This window comes from Acetobacter garciniae (assembly GCF_017377735.1).
GTDB lineage: Bacteria > Pseudomonadota > Alphaproteobacteria > Acetobacterales > Acetobacteraceae > Acetobacter > Acetobacter garciniae.
In genome coordinates this window covers 101,486-118,720 of sequence record NZ_JAFVMH010000007.1, presented here as the reverse complement: position 1 = coordinate 118,720, position 17,235 = coordinate 101,486, and the positions used below count along the sequence as shown (strand labels likewise).

General features: G+C 57.2%; 13 protein-coding genes. 6 read left to right on the top strand and 7 right to left on the bottom strand.

Annotated features, from left to right (window positions below):
* Positions 1–32: 32 nt before the first annotated feature.
* The gene (locus tag J2D77_RS13230; protein ID WP_207846791.1) at positions 33–1,409 is read left to right on the top strand and encodes a short-chain fatty acid transporter; all 1,377 of its coding nucleotides are present in this window, start codon (positions 33–35) and stop codon (positions 1,407–1,409) included.
* A gap of 6 nt (positions 1,410–1,415) precedes the next feature.
* Here the strand turns inward: J2D77_RS13230 and J2D77_RS13225 are convergent, their stop codons facing one another.
* Entirely contained in the window at positions 1,416–1,763 is a 348-nt protein-coding gene (locus tag J2D77_RS13225; protein ID WP_207846872.1) for a hypothetical protein, read from the bottom strand.
* A gap of 218 nt (positions 1,764–1,981) precedes the next feature.
* Between J2D77_RS13225 and J2D77_RS13220 the strand changes: the two genes are divergently transcribed.
* On the top strand, positions 1,982–3,898 hold the full coding sequence (locus tag J2D77_RS13220; RefSeq protein ID WP_269142559.1) for an ABC transporter ATP-binding protein: 1,917 nt from the start codon (positions 1,982–1,984) through the stop codon (positions 3,896–3,898).
* A gap of 158 nt (positions 3,899–4,056) precedes the next feature.
* Here the strand turns inward: J2D77_RS13220 and J2D77_RS13215 are convergent, their stop codons facing one another.
* The 5 genes from J2D77_RS13215 to J2D77_RS13195 are packed head-to-tail and all read right to left on the bottom strand — an operon-like array spanning position 4,057 to position 8,948.
* Positions 4,057–4,956 carry a hypothetical protein gene (locus J2D77_RS13215; RefSeq protein WP_207846790.1) on the bottom strand — a complete coding sequence of 300 codons (900 nt, stop codon included), beginning with the start codon at positions 4,954–4,956 and terminating at the stop codon, positions 4,057–4,059.
* Positions 4,957–4,962: 6 nt separating this feature from the next.
* Complete coding sequence (locus J2D77_RS13210; protein ID WP_207846789.1) at positions 4,963–5,682, bottom strand: SDR family oxidoreductase; 720 nt, start codon at positions 5,680–5,682, stop codon at positions 4,963–4,965.
* Entirely contained in the window at positions 5,679–6,983 is a 1,305-nt protein-coding gene (locus tag J2D77_RS13205; protein WP_207846788.1) for an acetoin dehydrogenase dihydrolipoyllysine-residue acetyltransferase subunit, read from the bottom strand. The genes J2D77_RS13210 and J2D77_RS13205 overlap by 4 nt, the downstream gene beginning before the upstream one ends.
* A 20-nt stretch (positions 6,984–7,003) precedes the next feature.
* Positions 7,004–7,978 carry an alpha-ketoacid dehydrogenase subunit beta gene (locus J2D77_RS13200; protein WP_207846787.1) on the bottom strand — a complete coding sequence of 325 codons (975 nt, stop codon included), beginning with the start codon at positions 7,976–7,978 and terminating at the stop codon, positions 7,004–7,006.
* Position 7,979: 1 nt separating this feature from the next.
* On the bottom strand, positions 7,980–8,948 hold the full coding sequence (locus J2D77_RS13195; RefSeq protein WP_207846786.1) for a thiamine pyrophosphate-dependent dehydrogenase E1 component subunit alpha: 969 nt from the start codon (positions 8,946–8,948) through the stop codon (positions 7,980–7,982).
* Positions 8,949–9,348: 400 nt separating this feature from the next.
* Here J2D77_RS13195 and J2D77_RS13190 point away from each other — a divergent pair, with 400 nt between their 5' ends.
* The 3 genes from J2D77_RS13190 (at position 9,349) to J2D77_RS13180 (ending at position 14,491) form a co-directional block, all read left to right on the top strand.
* On the top strand, positions 9,349–11,808 hold the full coding sequence (locus J2D77_RS13190) for a TonB-dependent receptor (protein ID WP_230975798.1): 2,460 nt from the start codon (positions 9,349–9,351) through the stop codon (positions 11,806–11,808).
* 76 nt (positions 11,809–11,884) lie between these two features.
* Entirely contained in the window at positions 11,885–13,189 is a 1,305-nt protein-coding gene (locus J2D77_RS13185; protein WP_207846785.1) for an NAD(P)/FAD-dependent oxidoreductase, read from the top strand.
* 57 nt (positions 13,190–13,246) lie between these two features.
* On the top strand, positions 13,247–14,491 hold the full coding sequence (locus tag J2D77_RS13180; RefSeq protein ID WP_207846784.1) for an MFS transporter: 1,245 nt from the start codon (positions 13,247–13,249) through the stop codon (positions 14,489–14,491).
* Positions 14,492–14,687: 196 nt separating this feature from the next.
* Here the strand turns inward: J2D77_RS13180 and J2D77_RS13175 are convergent, their stop codons facing one another.
* Complete coding sequence (locus J2D77_RS13175) at positions 14,688–15,362, bottom strand: GntR family transcriptional regulator (RefSeq protein ID WP_207846783.1); 675 nt, start codon at positions 15,360–15,362, stop codon at positions 14,688–14,690.
* A 163-nt stretch (positions 15,363–15,525) separates the two neighbouring features.
* On the opposite strand from J2D77_RS13175, the gene J2D77_RS13170 reads away from it, so the two are divergent.
* Positions 15,526–17,208 (top strand): FAD-dependent oxidoreductase, encoded by a 1,683-nt coding sequence (locus J2D77_RS13170; protein ID WP_331000095.1) that lies wholly within the window; start codon positions 15,526–15,528, stop codon positions 17,206–17,208.
* Positions 17,209–17,235: the final 27 nt, after the last annotated feature.

Genomic DNA, 17,235 nt, shown 5'->3' with positions numbered 1-17,235 from the left:
TGTTCACCCATCCGATAACGGGATCTCGAACAATGTCCAACGTTAAAAAAATCCCATACGAACTGGCAGGACAAAACGCATTCCAACGCGCGGTTGTCGAATTCTGCGTGGTTTTTTTCGATCGCTACATGCCCGATCCGTTCGCCATCGCCCTGTTGCTGACATTCGTTACGGCGGCCCTTGCCATGGGCTTTGCCCCGCACGGAACGCCTGCTGACATTCTGGGGGCATGGTATGGGGGTGCTTTCAAGATTGTCGCCTTCGCGTTCCAGATGATGCTGATCCTGGTGACAGGCCACGCGGTTGCGGCGGCGGCCCCCATGAAACGCCTGCTCAGCCGCATGGTCTCCTGGGTCAGGACCCCGGCCCAGGCGGTGCTGATGATCTATGTGCTGGTCGGCGCGTCCACATGGCTCAACTGGGGACTCGGGCTGGTGGTCGGCGCGTTCGTGGCCCGCGAAATCGCGCGGCATATGCGGGTCGATTACGCCTGGCTGGTCGCCTGCGGCTATTCGGCATGGTGGATCTGCAATAGCGGGCTGTCCAGCTCCATCGCCCTTTCGCAGGCGTCACATGGCAATCCCATGAACATTGTCGAACAGATGACCGGCCAGATGGTGCCTTTGCGGGCAACATTGTTTTCGGCTTTTACACTTGTGCCCACGGCGATCACGGTCATTGTCTCGGCCCTGGTCTTTCCACGGTTCTGCCCTGCCCCGGGGCAGTCTGTCTATCTGGACCGGCATGAGGATGAGCAACCCCGCACCGCGCCCCCGGCACGGTGGTCCCCCCGGCTGGCGGCGGAATATTCGCCCGTTCTGTCTGTGCTGATCGCCCTGTTCGCGCTGGCGGCCCTGGTGCTGCACTGGCGCGACAAGGGCTTCGGTTTCGATATCGACAGCCTGATTCTCACCTTTCTGATCGTGGGGCTGCTTTTGCAAAAGCGCCCGATCGCCTATGTGAATGCGGTGCGGGAGGCCATTGCGCAAACAGGTCCGATTCTTCTGCAATTTCCCTTTTATGGTGGTATAATGGGTATCATGACGGCAACGGGGCTTGCCGGCGTGATCTCCCTGTTCTTCGTGCATGTGGCATCGGCCCATACGCTGCCGTTCTGGAGCTTTGTCAGTTCCCTGCTCATCACATTTCTGGTGCCAAGTGCTGGTGGGCACTGGGCCGTGCAGGGGCCGTTCGTGGTGCCTGCCGCACTCAGCCTGCATGCGTCCATCCCGCATGTGATCATGGGTGTGGCCATTGCGGAAAATGTGGCAAACATGCTCCAGCCGTTCTGGGCCGTGCCTATTGTCGCGATTGCAGGCATCGGCATCCAGCGCGTGATGGCCTTCACATCCGTCACCTTTGTCATTTCGCTGGTTGCCTGCTCGGTTTGCGTGTTCCTGCTGGGGTAGGGACGGTTAAGAGAGAAAAGTTTTTGGGTGTCGCCTTTTTTCAAAAAAGTGACATTCTTTGAAGCTTTTTGAAAAAAGCTTCACCAAAAACTTCTCTTCTCTTCTCTTCTCTTCTCTTCTCTTCTTAACCAGGCGCCTTGCGATGCTTGCGGGTGGAAAATATATCGCCAAATGATCTGCCCTATTACATCGAATTTTATAATCTTGAAGTTTCTCGGGATGATGGAAAAACACGACTCCCATGTGATTGGGGCGCAGGTTTTCGTTCCGATGGCGCAGATATTTTGGTTTTACAATCTGCTCGCCCCGACGGTTTGAAAAAACGTATCGAACACAGCCAGCTTTGTCCGCCATGTTCTTTTTATGAACGAGCGCGATGAAGCCCTGCGCACATAAGCGCACCGGTCACGGCCACGCCAGGTGTGCCCCACGAACCCATGAATGAGCTAATGGCCGTCGCATACCCGCCGCAAGCATGCGCGCGCGGACAGCGTTGACTGACCCATGCTATGAAAGGGCGCAGGGCAGGGAATGTCCCGCCTTTTGGCATAGTGTTACGATGGAAACCGGACTTGGACGATAATCCTGAATCCCCGCCCGGGGCGGAGCCCGCCCACCCCGATGGGGAGCGTGAAAGCCGGCCACAATCGGCCTGGGCGGCAAGCCTGATCCGGCGGTTTGGTGTGTACGGGCATCTTCCGCGCATGTTTGGCCAGCTTTGGGCGTGCAGCCCGTCGCTGACACTGGCCAGCGCGGTCCTGCGGCTGGTGCAGGCTGTCCAGCCCGCCGTGGCGCTGTATGTCGCCAAGCTGATCGTTGATGAGGTCATCCATCTCAGCCATGTTGCCGGGCCCTCCGCCTCCGTGATGGAATGGGTGACACAAGGGGGTGCGGGGCGGCTGCAAGGCCTGCTTGGCGCGGAATTCGGGCTGATCATCCTGTTCGACCTGACATCGCGCGGCGTGGCCCTGGTCGATGGCCTGCTGAACGAACGCTATGTCAATGCCGTCAGCCTTGCCCTCATGGAACATGCCGCGACACTCGACCTCCAGCAGTTCGAATCCAGCGCGTTGCAGGACCTGCTCGAACGCGCCCGCCGGCAGGCTTCGGGCCGGAACAACCTGCTGGTGCAGCTTTTCAACATCGCGCAGACAGCGGTGACAGCGCTCATGCTTGCCATCGGCGTTACGGTCTTTGCCCCGTGGATGGTGCTTCTGCTGGTGGTGGCCCTGCTGCCTTCCGCGGCGGGGGAGGCCCATTTCAACGCCCGGGCCTATCGCCTGGCCCGCACCAAGACCGCCGAACGGCGTGAAATGGAGTATCTGCGCTATGTCGGCGCCAGTGCCGAACATGCCAAGGAACTCAAGCTGTTCGGGCTGGGCGACTTCCTTGTCGGGCGTTTTCGCAGTGCCGCGGCCACGGTGCTGGACCAGAACCGCAAGCTGGCCACGCGTCGCTTTGTCTGGAGCAGCGTGTTCGCGGCAATCGGGTCGGCGGCGTATTATGGCGTTTATGTCGTGATCGTGTGGGACACGGTGCATGGCCGTCTTTCGGTCGGGGATCTGACCTTTCTGTCCGGTTCATTCCTGCGCCTGCATGGGCTTTTGTCCAGCCTGCTGCTGGGCATCACCCAGACCGCCGCCCAGGCGCAATATCTGGACGATTTCTACGCATTCCTGGACCTGCGCCCGGTTATCCGCTCCCCTGCACTTGCGCGGCCCTTCCCCTCGCCCATTCGCGAGGGTATCCGTTTTCAGGGTGTGGGCTTTCGCTATCCGGGAACGGATATATGGGCTGTCCGCCATCTGGACCTGACGATCCACGCGGGTGAAACCATCGCCCTGGTGGGCGAAAACGGGGCGGGCAAGACAACGATCGTCAAACTGCTGACCCGTCTTTACGAACCGGATGAGGGTGAGATCACGGTCGATGGTGTCTCCTTGCGCGACATGGACCTGCACGACCTGCGCGCACATATCGGCGTGATTTTTCAGGATTTCGTGCGCTACAGCCTGACCGCATCCGAAAACATTGCCGTGGGGCGGATATCGGCCCTGGCGGATACCGCCCGGATCAAGGCCGCCGCGCGCGAAGGACTGGCCGACGGCGTGGTGGGCAAGCTGCCCATGGGGTACGAGCAGCCCTTGGGCAAGCGGGTGGCCAAGGGGCGCGACCTGTCCGGCGGTGAATGGCAGAAAATCGCCATATCGCGGGCCTATATGCGCGATGCCGATCTGCTGATCCTGGATGAACCCACCTCCGCCCTCGATGCCCGGGCCGAAGCCGATGTCTTCGAACGCATGCGTGCCCTGCGGCATGGCAAGGCAGCGCTTGTCATTTCGCACCGCTTCTCCACCGTCAGGACCGCCGATCGCATTGTGGTGCTGGAACACGGCAAAGTGCTTGAAACCGGCACGCATGAGCAACTTCTTGCCATGCACGGTCGCTATGCCGAACTGTTTGCGTTGCAGGCAGAAGGCTATCAGTAAAAGACTGTTTCAAAACACCGCATTGATCAATAAGGATCAATGTTTTTGGGTGTCGCCTTTTTTCAAAAAGGTGACGTTTGCAGAAGCCTTTTGGAAAAAGCTTCGCCAAAAAATTTTATCTGTTGGCATGATATTTCTTGGGCAGGCTTTTTAAAGCATCATGACAGCAGGCTGCGGTCCGTGGCTTTTCGGGCAGTCAGGATGGTCCGTGTCACTTCGTTCAGATCGTTCCACGGAATAAAGGTATCCAGCCACGCGGCGGCCCGACCGCAATACAAGATCAGCTCATCCAGCAGAAGGGGGAAAATATCCATCTCCGCTGCGTGCTGCCTGGCCTCTTCCAGCACTGCGGCACTTTCATGCAAATGGCAAAATCCTGCAATCCGGGCGTTGAACGCGTCGATAAGGAAGCGGAGTATTGTCGTGCCTTCGCCCGGCGATAGCTTCTGCCACTCGACACGGAGACGCCAAAGGAGTTCATGGAGTTTACGAAACTCTCCTTCCGCCATTGCCAGCGGGCCGAAGGGGAGCATGAGTCCCTCGCGTTGGGCCAGTTCCATAAATTCGACGGGCGGGGCCTGCCAGATCGCCTTTCGTGCGGTCTGCAATTTCTGAAGCGAGAGGGCAACAGGCAGCGCGGGCGTGGACAGGGCGGTGTTTTCGTCTGCTTCCAGCCATGCGTCCAGAACCCGGTGCCCATGCTGGGCGATAACCTGTTGGCCATAGGTGCGTAGCCAGCCAATATCGCCCCGGAGTTGGCCCAGAAGAGTGACACGCGCATCTTCGGCTTGCAATTCACCATAGATCAGTTCCAGGAACTGGCGTTCCGGCCAGTAAAGAAAGGAGCCGGGTTTTAATGTCAGGATATCGGCATCCTGTTCTGCATCTTCCACCAGCGGTGCGTGCCAGAAAATATGTTGCCCGGCGATCTTGGCACAGTGAATATCCAGTTTTGCGGGCAGTGTTGCCAGCAGCTTGCCTAGTGTACGGGGTGCACGATCCGTAAAGAGTTCGATTTCGTGCCGTGTGTCATCCAGGCGGAAATAGATCGATGGCATGAAGTGTCATCCCTTTGCGAAATAGGCGCCGCCGCGCACCTGTCGGGTCGGCATGATTTCCACAATCGGGAAATCGACATGGGCGGGCGCACGGATGATGTGCAGAATCGTATCCGCTATATCGTCTGCATTCAGGCAACGGAAGCCGTCGTAAAAATTCGAATGCGTGCCCAACTGGGCGTGAATGCCCGTTTGCACCCGCCCCAGTCGAATTTCGCTGACACGGATATCGCGATCACGCAGGTCATACCGCAGGTTGGCAGCAATCGCCTGTGTCGCAGCCTTGGTCGCGGCGTAGAGCGTGGGCCCCGTTCCAGGTGTGTCCGCGCAGATCGATCCCAGCAGGACAATCGTTCCGCACTGCCGGGCCAGCATGGATGGCAGGCAGGCGCGAAGCAGGTTGATCGTTCCCGTCATGTTGGTTTCGATCACGTCCGAAACAGCCTGGGGCGACAGGTCATACAGCGCGGCGGCCTCCCCCAGAATGCCGGCTGCGTGAACCAGTATGTCCGCATGTTCTGTGCACAGAAGGGTATCTGTCGCAGCCGCATCCCTGATGTCCAGTTTGGCGTAGCGGCTCCCCGTTTCGCTGGCCAGGGTTGCGAGTGCCGCTTCATCCCGTGCGCAGGCCAGCACGTCGAACCCCGCCCGCGCCAGGCAGCTTACGCTTGCCCGGCCTATGCCCGCACTGGCGCCGCTGACGACGACACGCAACGGCCTGGTCATGACCGTACGATCTGGCGCAGCAGGTGCGCCACCATGGCGGGTGTCTCCAGATGCGGCAAATGACCGGTATCGGGCAGGAAATGTACAGCAGCCATGGGGCCAGCGTTCCGGGCGTGCTGGACGGGAATGATACGATCGCTTTCGCCCCATATGACCTTGGTGGGTACGGCAAGCCTGTGCAACGTGGCGCGCAGGTCGTTTGCCTGTGTGCCGTCGGGGAAAAGAGCCGACGCGATGTGCTGCTGTATCTCACACACGGTACTGTCGGTGCGGGCCCTGACCGTGGCGTTCACGAATGCGTCCGTCACAAGGGAAGGATCGTGCACCAGGCGTCGCAACCACGGGGCGATGCTCGCGGCCTGCCGGGCGGCGACAAACCCGTTGATGAACGCCCCGTCGATTTCGGGCCCAAGTCCGACAGGGGCCAGCAATGTCAGGGACCGTACGTCCAGTCTGGGGTCTGCGGCAAGCAGGATCGCGACCGCCCCGCCGAGCGAGTGGCCGACAAGATGGATCGCCCCTTTGTCCTGCTGTGTGAGAAGACCGGCAATAGAATCTGCCAGCCCGCCGATATCATAGGCCGAAGGGCTGGCTTTGTTGCTGCCATGGCCGGGCAGTTCAAGGGTAAGTGTTCTGAAACTGCCGTCCAGGCAACGCAGGAGCGGGTTCCAGCCGTGCCTGTCCCCGCCAAATCCGTGAATGAATACCACAAGCGGGGCCGCTTCGGGTTGGGTCGCATATGGCATGTGCCCCGATCCGGCCTGGCCCGGCGGCAAGGGTGCGGCGCTTGTGTTCTTGCGGGTCGCCAGAAAGGCCTGCACATCCGCCGCCCGGATACGACCGCGGGCAGGACAGGGAATATCGGCCAGTTTCACCCCGGCGGCGGCGGCGATGCGCCGCGCAAGGGGGGAGCACGGTACCCGGACCGGAGCGGATGTCAGCGGGGAGGATGGCGGGGCCGGGGCAGCAGGAGCGGCTTCGGGTGAAGGTTCAGGGCAGCGAGGCTGTTCGCTGGCAGGGATGGCAGGTGCATCGGCCTGTTTCGGCGGTTCAGCCATTGTATCGGCAATAATGCCCAGAACCGCGCCGATCGGGACTTCATCATCCGTGGGAACGCGAATTTCAGCCAGAACACCGCTTGCAGGGGCTTCGATATCGGTTGCGGCCTTCGCGGTCTCGATCGTGACAACGGTTTCGCCCTGTGCCACGGGCTCGCCCGGTTTCTTGTGCCAGGCGCGTACGACGACCGCCTCCATATATTCTCCGCCGGCACCTGTGACAGTTATCTCTGTAACGGACATGATTTGTTATTCCAGCAGGGTCAGGAGAGGGTAAGACGTGCCGCCGCAGCGATTTTTTCCGCGTTCGGCAGTACTGCCGTCTCAAGAGGTTCACTGTAGGGCACTGGCATATCGGGCAGTGTCACGCGCGCGACCGGCGAATCAAGCTCGTGAAAGGCATGGTCCATGATGGTGGCGGACAGCTCCGCCGCGTAGCCGCAAAAACGCCATCCCTCGTTGACGACAACGGCATTATGCGTCTTGGCGATGGACGCCTTGATGGCGGGCAGATCCAGCGGTCGCAGGGTGCGCAGGTCGATCACTTCTGCCGAAATGCCGTCCCTGGCCAGCAGTTCAGCGGCTTTCTGGCTTTCGAGCACCATGCGTGACGTTGCAAAAATGGAAACATCGCGCCCTTCCACGACAGTGCGCGCCTTGCCGATCTCGACCGTGAAATCCAGATCGTCCGGCACTTCGGCCCGCTGGTTATACAGAAGTTTATGTTCGAGCATGACAACCGGCTGGCTGTCCCGGATTGCGGCCTTCAGCAGGCCTTTGGCATCGGCCGGGGTGACAGGGGCGACCACCTTTATGCCCGGAATATGCGCGACAAGGGAATCCAGCGCCTTGGAATGTTGCGCGCCCGCTCCGGCACCGCCGCCGCCTTGCGTACGCAGGACGAACGGCATCTGGACACCCTGCCAGAGATATTCATAAATCGCCGCCTGGTTGATCAGCGCATCCAGGACAAGTGGCACGAAGTCCGCATACATGATTTCAAGGACGGGGCGCGTGCCGGTCATGGCGGCGGTAACAGCCATTGCCGCAAGTGTCTGTTCCGAAATGGGCGTGTCGCGCACACGCGATGCGCCGAATTCGTCCATAAGCCCCCGTGTGACCTTGAACACGCCGCCGTAGCGGGCAATGTCTTCTCCGAACAGGAAAACTGATGGATCACGGTGCATTTCTTCGCGCAAAGCCTGGTTCAGAGCTTCTGCGTAGCGCATCATGGTCATATCACAGAACCTCGACATAGGGTGAAGAAGGCGTGAAAAGTTCGAATTCGGGGAGAGGTGCCGCCAGCACCTTCTGTGTCACGCTGGCCATTTCCCGGGCAGCGTCATCCGCCATGGCTTGCAGGGCGGGGGCGCCGATCAACGGCAGTAACGCGTCGTAACTGATCTGCAAGGGATCGCGTTTTTTCCATCGGGCAATTTCTTCGGCGTCCTGATAGCCGCCCATGTCGGAGGTGGAAAAGCCCTCCACACGATAGGTCTTGGCCTCAATCATGGTCGGTCCGTCGCCTTTCCGGGCTCTGGCGACGGCCTCTACCGCGGCCTGATAGACTGCCGCCACATCGTTACCATCCACAATCACGCCGGGCATGGCGTAGCCGCGCGCGCGCAGGCTGAGATCGGCCACGGGGGATTGGACACTCTGGTGCACGGTCAGACCGTACTGGTTGTGCTCAAGCACAAAAACAACCGGCAGTTTCCACAGCCCGGCAATATTCATGGATTCGTGGCAGATCCCTGTCTGGGCTGCGCCATCACCGAAGAAACACATCGAAACATCAGAGGTTTTTTTGATCTGCGCAGAAAGTGCAATACCACTTGCGGCGGGAATGCTGGCCCCAACAATGGCGTTGCCACCAATCACGCCCGCCTCGAGATCGCCAATGAGCATATGCCCCGCGCGCCCGCCGCAGCATCCGTCGGCCTTGCCCATGATTTCCGCGAATACGCCATAAATATCGAGACCCTTGCCAATGTAATGGGCATGCCCCCTATGGGTGGTGGTTATGAAATCGCTTGGTAGAAGAGCCGCCGTGGCACCGATCCCCACTGCTTCCTGGCCGTCGCAGCGATGAATGGGCCCCCGAGTCTTTCCCGCTTTGTGCAATGTACCGAGTTCTTCTTCAAGAAGACGAACGAGCAGCATACGCTTGTGCATGACCACGCGTTCGTCGACCGATAGGACAGTCATTATCGTCGATCCTTTACCTGAGCGATTGGAAGAAAGTTCCATGAATGGGAGCGACCAAGACGCAGGCACGGTCGACAATCTTCCAATACGCCGATGATATTGGATGCTAATCGATATAACATATAACTGTCAAGGAAAGTTTGTCCCTTCGGCACGGCTTATGTCCAGCGGGACGCATATGGGCAGTTTCTGCGCTGTTTACAGCACAAAATATAGGGTTTCTCGCCGATCGAAGAAAAACTTCATTGACATATCGGAATAACAATCTCATCGTTCCGAGCGTTATATGTTCTCTGTTATAGCGGTATGTGTTGTGAAAGGCCCGAGCTATCGGAGCGCAGCCAGGCGCGGCAGTGGCAGTACGAACCGGTTTTCTTTTTAACCCTTTGAGAAATTGGGAATGAACATGTCGCGGATCATGTGTGGAATGACAGGAGCAATGCAGCGAAGGTTGCTTGCCGCAGGTTCATGCATTGGAGTCCTCGTTGTTGCGGCGCAGCCTGCCGCAGCACAGGTGCATGCCTTGCCGCAGGGTCAGAAAAGCACCGTATCGCGCGCAAGCGCGAAAAGTCATGTTGGTGTCAAACCGGATGCGGCGCCGGCACGGGCCAGGGCGTCCGGTGCGCTGAAGTCAAAAAACGTGGAAGAACTGACGGTTGCGACAACGCGCAAACCCCATGGCACAATGCTATCCGTCGGGGCCCAGATGATTGCGCGGGAAGTGCCCGGTACCAATCCCATGAAAGTCCTGGGTGAAATGCCGGGTGTCATGTTCCAGTCGGCCGACGCGCAGGGGTTGGATAACTATACGTCGCAGCTTTATATGCATGGTTTCCAGCAGCAGGAAATTGGCATGACGCTGGATGGCATACCGCTGGGGGAAATGACGTATCGTAATTACAATGGTCTTAATCCCCTCCAGGCAATTTCGTCAGAAAACGTTGCACGCCTTGACGTGTCGCAATCTGCGGGGGCGGAAGATGTCGCGGCGACAAATAACCTGGGCGGGTCGATTCAATACGTATCGTCCGATCCGCAGGATAAGATGGGCGGTAAAATTGCCCAGACATTCGGCAGCTATAATATGTACCACACGTTCATTCGCTTCGATTCCGGTAAACTGAACGAAAGTGGCACGAAATTTTATGCCTCCTACATGCGTAACGATACCAAGTTGTGGAAAGGGTGGGGGCAGCAGTTTCTGCAACAGGTCAACGCCAAACTGGTGCAGCCGGTTGGCGAGGCCAGCAAGATCAGCATGTTCTTTAACTGGAGCGATCTTCATATGCATTCATATGACGATTATTCCTTCGAAATGCTGGATAAAATCGGGCCCAACCAGAATTATTACAATAATGGGCGTCTTTCGGGTTACCAGACTGCGGTCAATGCTGCGAATGGTTCCTATTCCCCGTCCATCTCCCGTCTGTCAGACCCGCTGGATGCGGCTTATTACGCCGGCGGTACCAACAATGTCGACTTGCTGGGCGGCTTGACCGCGAACCTGGCGTTGACTGATCACCTGCGTTGGGTCACGACTGTGTATGGACATAATCAGCAGAACCAGACAACATGGGTTTCGCCCTATTTTGGATCACCGACAGGATCCCCGCTCAGCGATCTGGTGAAAGAGCCTGAAATACGCCGATTTGGCATTTTATCGTCCATGACGTACAAAATCGCACATAATGATCTTTCCGTCGGTGTCTGGTACGAAAACAATCATTATGTTTCACCGATGTACGCCTATGCGGAACCGTCTTTGGTCAACGGCGTCCTGTCAGGCGGTATCCTGAACGATCTGGGGCATTTCACCAACCCCTTTGCAAAAATCTTCTCGCAAACGTACAATACCAATACGTTTACCGGGTTTTTCAGCGACACGTATCACGTCACGTCGGATCTTTCCCTGCATTTCGGCTTCAAGTCGATGTTGAATACGACACGTGTGGGAAACGGGTATCTTGATGCGGCCTATTACGGATCGAGCGATCCCATTGCCAGCGGTGTGGGCCAGACCATTTCCAAGCCTTTCCTGCCGCATATCGGTCTTGATTATAAATTCCTGACTCATCACGAACTGTTCATAGACATTTCTGAAAACGTGCATTCTTACGCCGAATGTGGATACAAGCTTTGCGCGTCTCCTTTTTCGGTCCTGCAATCGGCCTATAACGCGTCGGCGGCGAAGCTGAAGCCGGAAACGGACTGGACCTATGCCATCGGTTACCGTTTCAGCGACAAACTGCTTGATGCCAGTGTCTATGCCTATCGTACAAACTTTTTCAATCGCTTGCAGCAGATCACGGCGGGTTCGGTCATCAACCCGGTCTCGGCTGTCGCGAATGTTGGCGGCGTGACCATGAACGGGGTCGATGCCGCCTTGACGATCCGGCCGACGAAATACCTCTCTCTGTACAATAGCATCAGTTATAATCACGCTGTTTACGACCAGAACATAACCCAGCAGGGTATTGTCTACCATCTCAAGAATCAGCAGGTTATCAACTATCCCCGCTTCATGTACAAAGCACGGCTGTCTTTTCACTGGAAGCAGGTGGAAGCCTATATTGACGGGTCTTATACAGGTGCCCGTAACTTCAGCTACGTCGGAGATCTGAAGGCTCCTGGTTACTGGATGTCCAATTTCGGCGCCAGCTACGATTTCAATAACCTTTCCAGCTATCTCAATGACCTGAAGGTGTCGCTCAATATTTCCAACCTGACTGGCTCCCACTGGATCTCCACCATGGGTGAGGGGGGTAATCCACTGTCTCTCTCCACAGGGGCTTACAGCTACCAGTCCTTCATGATCGGGGCGCCGCGCATGTTCTTTGGATCCATTGCCGCCCAGTTCTGACGCTCCTTATTGTTTGCCTGTCGTCTCCCCAGGGCCGTGCGCCCTGCGGGGGGTGTTCGGATAAAGAGGTTTCAAGATGATGTTCGCGCTTCCTGCCACGTTCCACTGGCGCCTTATTTCGAAAGAACCCGAATGCCCCGTATCGGAGGTGCGTGACGATCTGGAAGCCGATGTCGTGGTGGTGGGGGGGGGCTTGACTGGTCTTGCTGCGGCTCTTCGCTTTGCAAAAACGGGCGAGAAAGTCGTTGTGCTTGATGCGGGGCGTATAGGCCAAGGGGCTTCGGGCAGAAATAACGGGCAGGTCATTCCTCATCATTCGCGGAATTCGCCCATGGAAATCGAGCGGATTTTCGGGAGCCATCGCGGTGGCATTTTCAACCGGATGGTGGGGCGTGCCGCCCAGCACGTGGCGGATATCATCCGTGAGCACGCAATCGATTGCGATTTTGTCCAACGCGGCTGGGTTCAGGCGGCCCATGCGCCATCGGTCGTACCGCGACTGCGCACATTTTACGGACAATGGAATCAGCTTGGCTACGATGTGGACTGGCTTGAGCGTGACGCCATGTCCGCCTGCATAGGATCGACCTCCTTTTACGGTGGATGGCGGGCAAAAAGTGGCGGGTATCTGAACCCTTATGCGTTTTGCCAAGGTATGGCGCGCGCAGCAGTACAAGCCGGTGCCCATATTTATCAGGACTCGGCCGTGACCGACATTCGACGCGAAGGGGGGCGGTGGCAACTGGCCTGCCCGGGGGGAAAGGTGACGGCCCGCCAGGTTCTGATAACCGCAAATATTCCGCAATCCTCCTTTTGGCCCGGAATCCGGAAAGTTTCTGTGCCCCTGCATGTCTATCAGGTCTCCACCGGCCCGCTCGATGAAAACTGGCAGGCCCGCGTTTTGCCGGGGCGTGAAGGCGTTTCCGACACCAGCCGCATTATCCGGGCCTTTCGTTATGATTCGACGGGTGGGCTGGCCATGGTCGGCCTTCATACCTTGTGGCATGACGCCGCCAATCGTGGCCTGCGTGACGTGGCAGCCAGGCTGCGAGAGATTTTCCCTGGCCTGCCCCTTTCCGTGGCCGACCGCTATTGGGAGGGTATTTTTGCCGTGGTGCCAGACCGTTTTCCACGCATGATGGCCCTTGGGCCGGGACTTCATTTTTCGGGGATCTATTCGGGGCGTGGGGTCGCCCTCAGCGTGCAGTGGGGTGCCATGACAGCAGATCTGATGTTGGGGAAAACCGCCGAACGTGACCTGCCTGTGCCGATGACAGGCCTGCGGACCGTGCCGTTTCATGCCATGGGTGTCCAGTATGGTCGCTATATGCATCCGCTGCATGCGGTGCAGGACCGTATTGACGCCATGAAGAAATCATGACGCGATAGCACGATCTTTTCCTATACCGGGTACTGACGGACCCACGGAGAACCACGCATGTCCCTTCTCGACAGGCCCCAGGCGGATCGGCCCAGCCAGTATCGTTACGTCATATACCTTCTGCTTTTTGTCATGAGCCTTACAAATTATGCCGATCGCTCCGTGCTGTCCGTAGCGATGCCCGAACTATGCCAGGAATTCAGCTTAAGTACGGAGCAGGCAGGCTGGGTTCTGTCGAGCTTTCTATGGTCTTATTCATTGCTGAATTTTCCCTCAGCACTGCTTGTCGATCGTGTCGGGCCCCGTTGGGTGGGGGCCTGTTCGGCAGCCTTGTGGTCGGTTGCGATGGTAATGGGTGGCGTCATGCGCAGCATTCCGCAGTTCCTGCTGTCGCGCGTTATTCTGGGGGCCGGTGAATCCCCCACGTTCAGCTTGGGGAGCAGGGCGGTCAAGGACTGGGCTCCCCCGTCCGAACGCGGTTTTGCGCTGACCCTTTCCATGAGCGGCATTCAGGGAGGTCTTGCTGCGGGTGCCGTGCTAGGCAGTTGGCTTATCGGCCGCTGGGGGTGGCGCATGGCTTTTTTCGTTCTGGGGCTGGCCGGGTTGGCCTGGGCAGGGATCTGGCTGCTGCTTTATCGGCAGCCGGGCGTGGCGACACCGCCCGTACGACGGAAGGGTTCAAGCCTTGCTGTGCTGCATGTGGTCACAAAGCCGGTATTCTGGGCCGTCGCCATTCCGCAATGCGTTGCAAATTACGCCACCTTTCTCATGCTGTCCTGGTTGCCGCTTTATCTGATCGACACGTTCCATATTACCGCAGCGCAATCGGGTAATTATTTCTCTCTTTGCTATTTTGTTTCCGTGTTCATTTCCATCGGACTGGGGCGGCTTTTCTATTTTCTGGGGCGACTGCGCGATTTTGGGCATGGGGGACGGCGCTATCTGGTCGCGCTTTCCCTAGCGGGTGCCATGGTTATCTGGCTCGTGCCCTTTATCGACAATCTTTCCCTCTGTTTGGCTATTGTCAGTTTCGGGATGGCGATGATTGTCGTGTCTTACGGGGAAAGTGTCGCGCTGATCGGCGATCTGACTCCCGTTCATGATCTGACAGGGTCAGTCTGTGGTGTGATTATAACGGTTAGCAGCGCGCTTGGGGCGACAGCGCCGGTTGCCACAGGGTATCTTGTCGCAGCCAATTCCGGTTTCCAGGCGGCGTTTAGTGTCGCGGCACTGTTTCTGCTGGCTGGCGCTATCGTTTCCTGCCTGCCCATCCGCCAGTTTCTGGTTTCAGCGACGGACTGAGAAACTGTTTCAAAACAATCCATGATCAAGAGCGATAAAGGTTTTTGGGTGTCGCCTTTTTTTTGAAAAGGTGACGGTCCCTCAAGATCTATAAAAATTTTCACCAAAAATTTTTATAGAATGCGTTGATATTTCGTGGATCGAGTTGAAACGGTCTTCGGGCCCTGTTCTGGGGCGTGTGGATCGTTATCCGGAGTCAGGATTCCAGTTGCGCGTAAAGCGCTTCTGCCGATGTTTCAATGTCATGCATCAGAGCATTGGCAAGCGCATCCGCATCATGTTCGCGAATGGCGCGAAGAATTGCAATATGATTAAGGATGCCTTTGTCGCTGGATGCAAAGTCGGGATAAATCACGTTCAGGTATGATCCCGCGCGCAACCAGCAGCTTTCGATCATACGGACAAGGAACGGCATTTGCGCCGCGTTGTATATGGTGAAGTGAAAAGACCAGTTCAGGTCAATCAGTTCACGGTAGTTCTTGGCTTGATTCGCTTCGATCAGCTGGTCGTTAATCGCGCTGATCTCGATAATATCTTCAGACGTCAGTTTGTGGATTGCTTCCCGCGCTGCCAGGCTTTCCAGCGAAAGACGAACCTTAAGCAGTTCACGCAGCTTCTCCCTGTCCAGAACGGGGATGTGAATGGACCCCTTGGGGCCGATATCCAGTGTTCCGTCCGCACCGAGATTGAGCAAAGCCTCCCGCGCCGGTGTCAGGCTGACCCCCAGTGCCGATGCGATTGCACGTAATGTCAGTTTTTCGCCCGGTTTGAAAAGTCCCACCATTATGGCTCGACGTAGTTGTTCGCGCACGCGTGTGCCAAGTGTTTCCACCCGTTCAAACGGCACGAAGCTAGCCAAGGCGTCAGACATAGAAAGATTCCCAAAGATAATACGGTGACTTGGATATAATTGCGTATAGCATTCTTATATCAAAGTCGAACAATTGCCACAAACGGTCGCGTCGAACATTGTGGATTTCCGCGGCTAAAAACGCTGATTTCCGCCGTTTAAGGCAGAGGCATCAAAAGGATGCATGCCATCTTTGATTATGGGCATAAACGATATACCATATAACAAATATCCTCGTGGAGGCCTTATTATGGATGAAACGTACGATGTCGTCGTACTGGGTTCCGGTGCCGCTGGCATGACTGCGGCGCTGCGTGCGGCCCAAGGCGGGCTGAAGGTTCTCGTTGTTGAAAAAACCGCGCGATTAGGGGGCACAAGTGCCATGTCCGGGGCCGGGACATGGGTGCCAGCCAACCATATCGCTGCAAAAGCGGGTGTTCAGGACAGCAGCGAGGAAGCGCTGACCTATTTGCACGCCGTTTCCCCCGCTGGATGGGAGAGTGATGAGGCCCCGCTTTGGCGCGCTTTTGCTTATGCCGCCCCGCAGATGCTGAAATTTGTCGAAGCCCATACTCCGCTCCGTTTCAAACTGGTTGATGAACCTGATCCGTTTCCCGAAAGCCCCGGCGGTAAGTCTGTAGGCCGGATGGTCACCCCGAAAGTCCTGAGCCGTCGCATACTGGGACGTTTTTCGCGTTCGTTACGTGACTCCACCCTGGTGACGCTTTTCGATTACGATGAAATGGTGCGACACGATCCGTACCATCATCCAATCCGCACAGGGCTGCGGCTGTTGCCACAGCTTGCGCGACGCTGGCTTACGCGAAGTGGCGGGCAGGGCACGGCCCTGATGGCAGGGTTGATAAAGGGTTGCCTGGATTTACGCTGCACATTCCTGCTTCGGACACGGGCATGTCGCCTCGTGTCTGACAAGAGCGGGCGGGTGACGGCCGTTGAAGTGGAGCATGACGGCAGCAAGCGCGTGATTGCTGCGCGCCGGGGCGTCGTTCTTGCCACTGGCGGATTCGAATGGGACACGATGATGCGCAAGGAATTTTTTCCCGGTCCGGTTGATCGCATAGGCAGCCCCCGCACGAATGAAGGGGATGGCCAGAAAATGGCGTCGGAGGCGGGTGCCCTATTGGCGCGCATGGATCAGGCTAATATCTATCCCTGTCTGCCAACGCGTTACGAAGGAAGGTCGCACGGTTTGCCGGTCACGTACCAGGCCGAGCCACATTCAATTATCGTCAATCGTGACGGGCGTCGTTTTCTGAGCGAATATGATTTTAATATTGGAGAAATACTTGACCAGCGTGATCCAGAGACGGGTGAACCGGTTCATCTGCCTGCGTGGTTGATCGCGGATATACGCTTTTTAGGCCGTTCATTACCCTTTCGGTGGTATGCGTCCTACGACAAACGCTGGACAGTTCGGGCCGATACGCTTGAAGACCTGGCTGGCAAGATCGGTTTATCCCCCCAGGCATTGGCCGATACAGTCAAACGCTTCAACACATTCTGTGACGAGGGCGTTGATCGCGATTTCGGGCGTGGCACAGGCACATGGGATACGTACAAATCTCATGGGTCGAATAATACGCTGGGTAAAATCGAAAAAGGGCCTTATCTGGCTTTTCGCCTGAACAGATCTATTCTGGGTACAAAAGGGGGCGCACGTACCAACGCATCTGGGCAGGTTCTGCGTACGGATGGTTCTGTTTTGGAAGGGCTTTATGCAGCGGGCCTTGCCATGGCCAATCCAATCGGAACTCGAGCGGTCGGTGCGGGAACCACAATCGGCCCCAACATGACCTGGGGGTTTATCTGCGCTGGTACCATTCTTGGCCAGGGCAAAAAAGGCTAATATTCGCTGCCGGCCGTTTCGTGTAGC

Coding starts and splice junctions, on each gene's coding strand:
- J2D77_RS13195 (WP_207846786.1), bottom strand. CDS start 8,948: ATGACTGTCCTATCGGTCGACGAACGCGTGGTCATGCACAAGCGTATG.
- J2D77_RS13190 (WP_230975798.1), top strand. CDS start 9,349: ATGAACATGTCGCGGATCATGTGTGGAATGACAGGAGCAATGCAGCGA.
- J2D77_RS13215 (WP_207846790.1), bottom strand. CDS start 4,956: ATGCCATCGATCTATTTCCGCCTGGATGACACACGGCACGAAATCGAA.
- J2D77_RS13200 (WP_207846787.1), bottom strand. CDS start 7,978: ATGACCATGATGCGCTACGCAGAAGCTCTGAACCAGGCTTTGCGCGAA.
- J2D77_RS13170 (WP_331000095.1), top strand. CDS start 15,526: ATGCCATCTTTGATTATGGGCATAAACGATATACCATATAACAAATAT.
- J2D77_RS13210 (WP_207846789.1), bottom strand. CDS start 5,682: ATGACCAGGCCGTTGCGTGTCGTCGTCAGCGGCGCCAGTGCGGGCATA.
- J2D77_RS13225 (WP_207846872.1), bottom strand. CDS start 1,763: ATGGCGGACAAAGCTGGCTGTGTTCGATACGTTTTTTCAAACCGTCGG.
- J2D77_RS13205 (WP_207846788.1), bottom strand. CDS start 6,983: ATGTCCGTTACAGAGATAACTGTCACAGGTGCCGGCGGAGAATATATG.
- J2D77_RS13230 (WP_207846791.1), top strand. CDS start 33: ATGTCCAACGTTAAAAAAATCCCATACGAACTGGCAGGACAAAACGCA.
- J2D77_RS13180 (WP_207846784.1), top strand. CDS start 13,247: ATGTCCCTTCTCGACAGGCCCCAGGCGGATCGGCCCAGCCAGTATCGT.
- J2D77_RS13185 (WP_207846785.1), top strand. CDS start 11,885: ATGATGTTCGCGCTTCCTGCCACGTTCCACTGGCGCCTTATTTCGAAA.
- J2D77_RS13175 (WP_207846783.1), bottom strand. CDS start 15,362: ATGTCTGACGCCTTGGCTAGCTTCGTGCCGTTTGAACGGGTGGAAACA.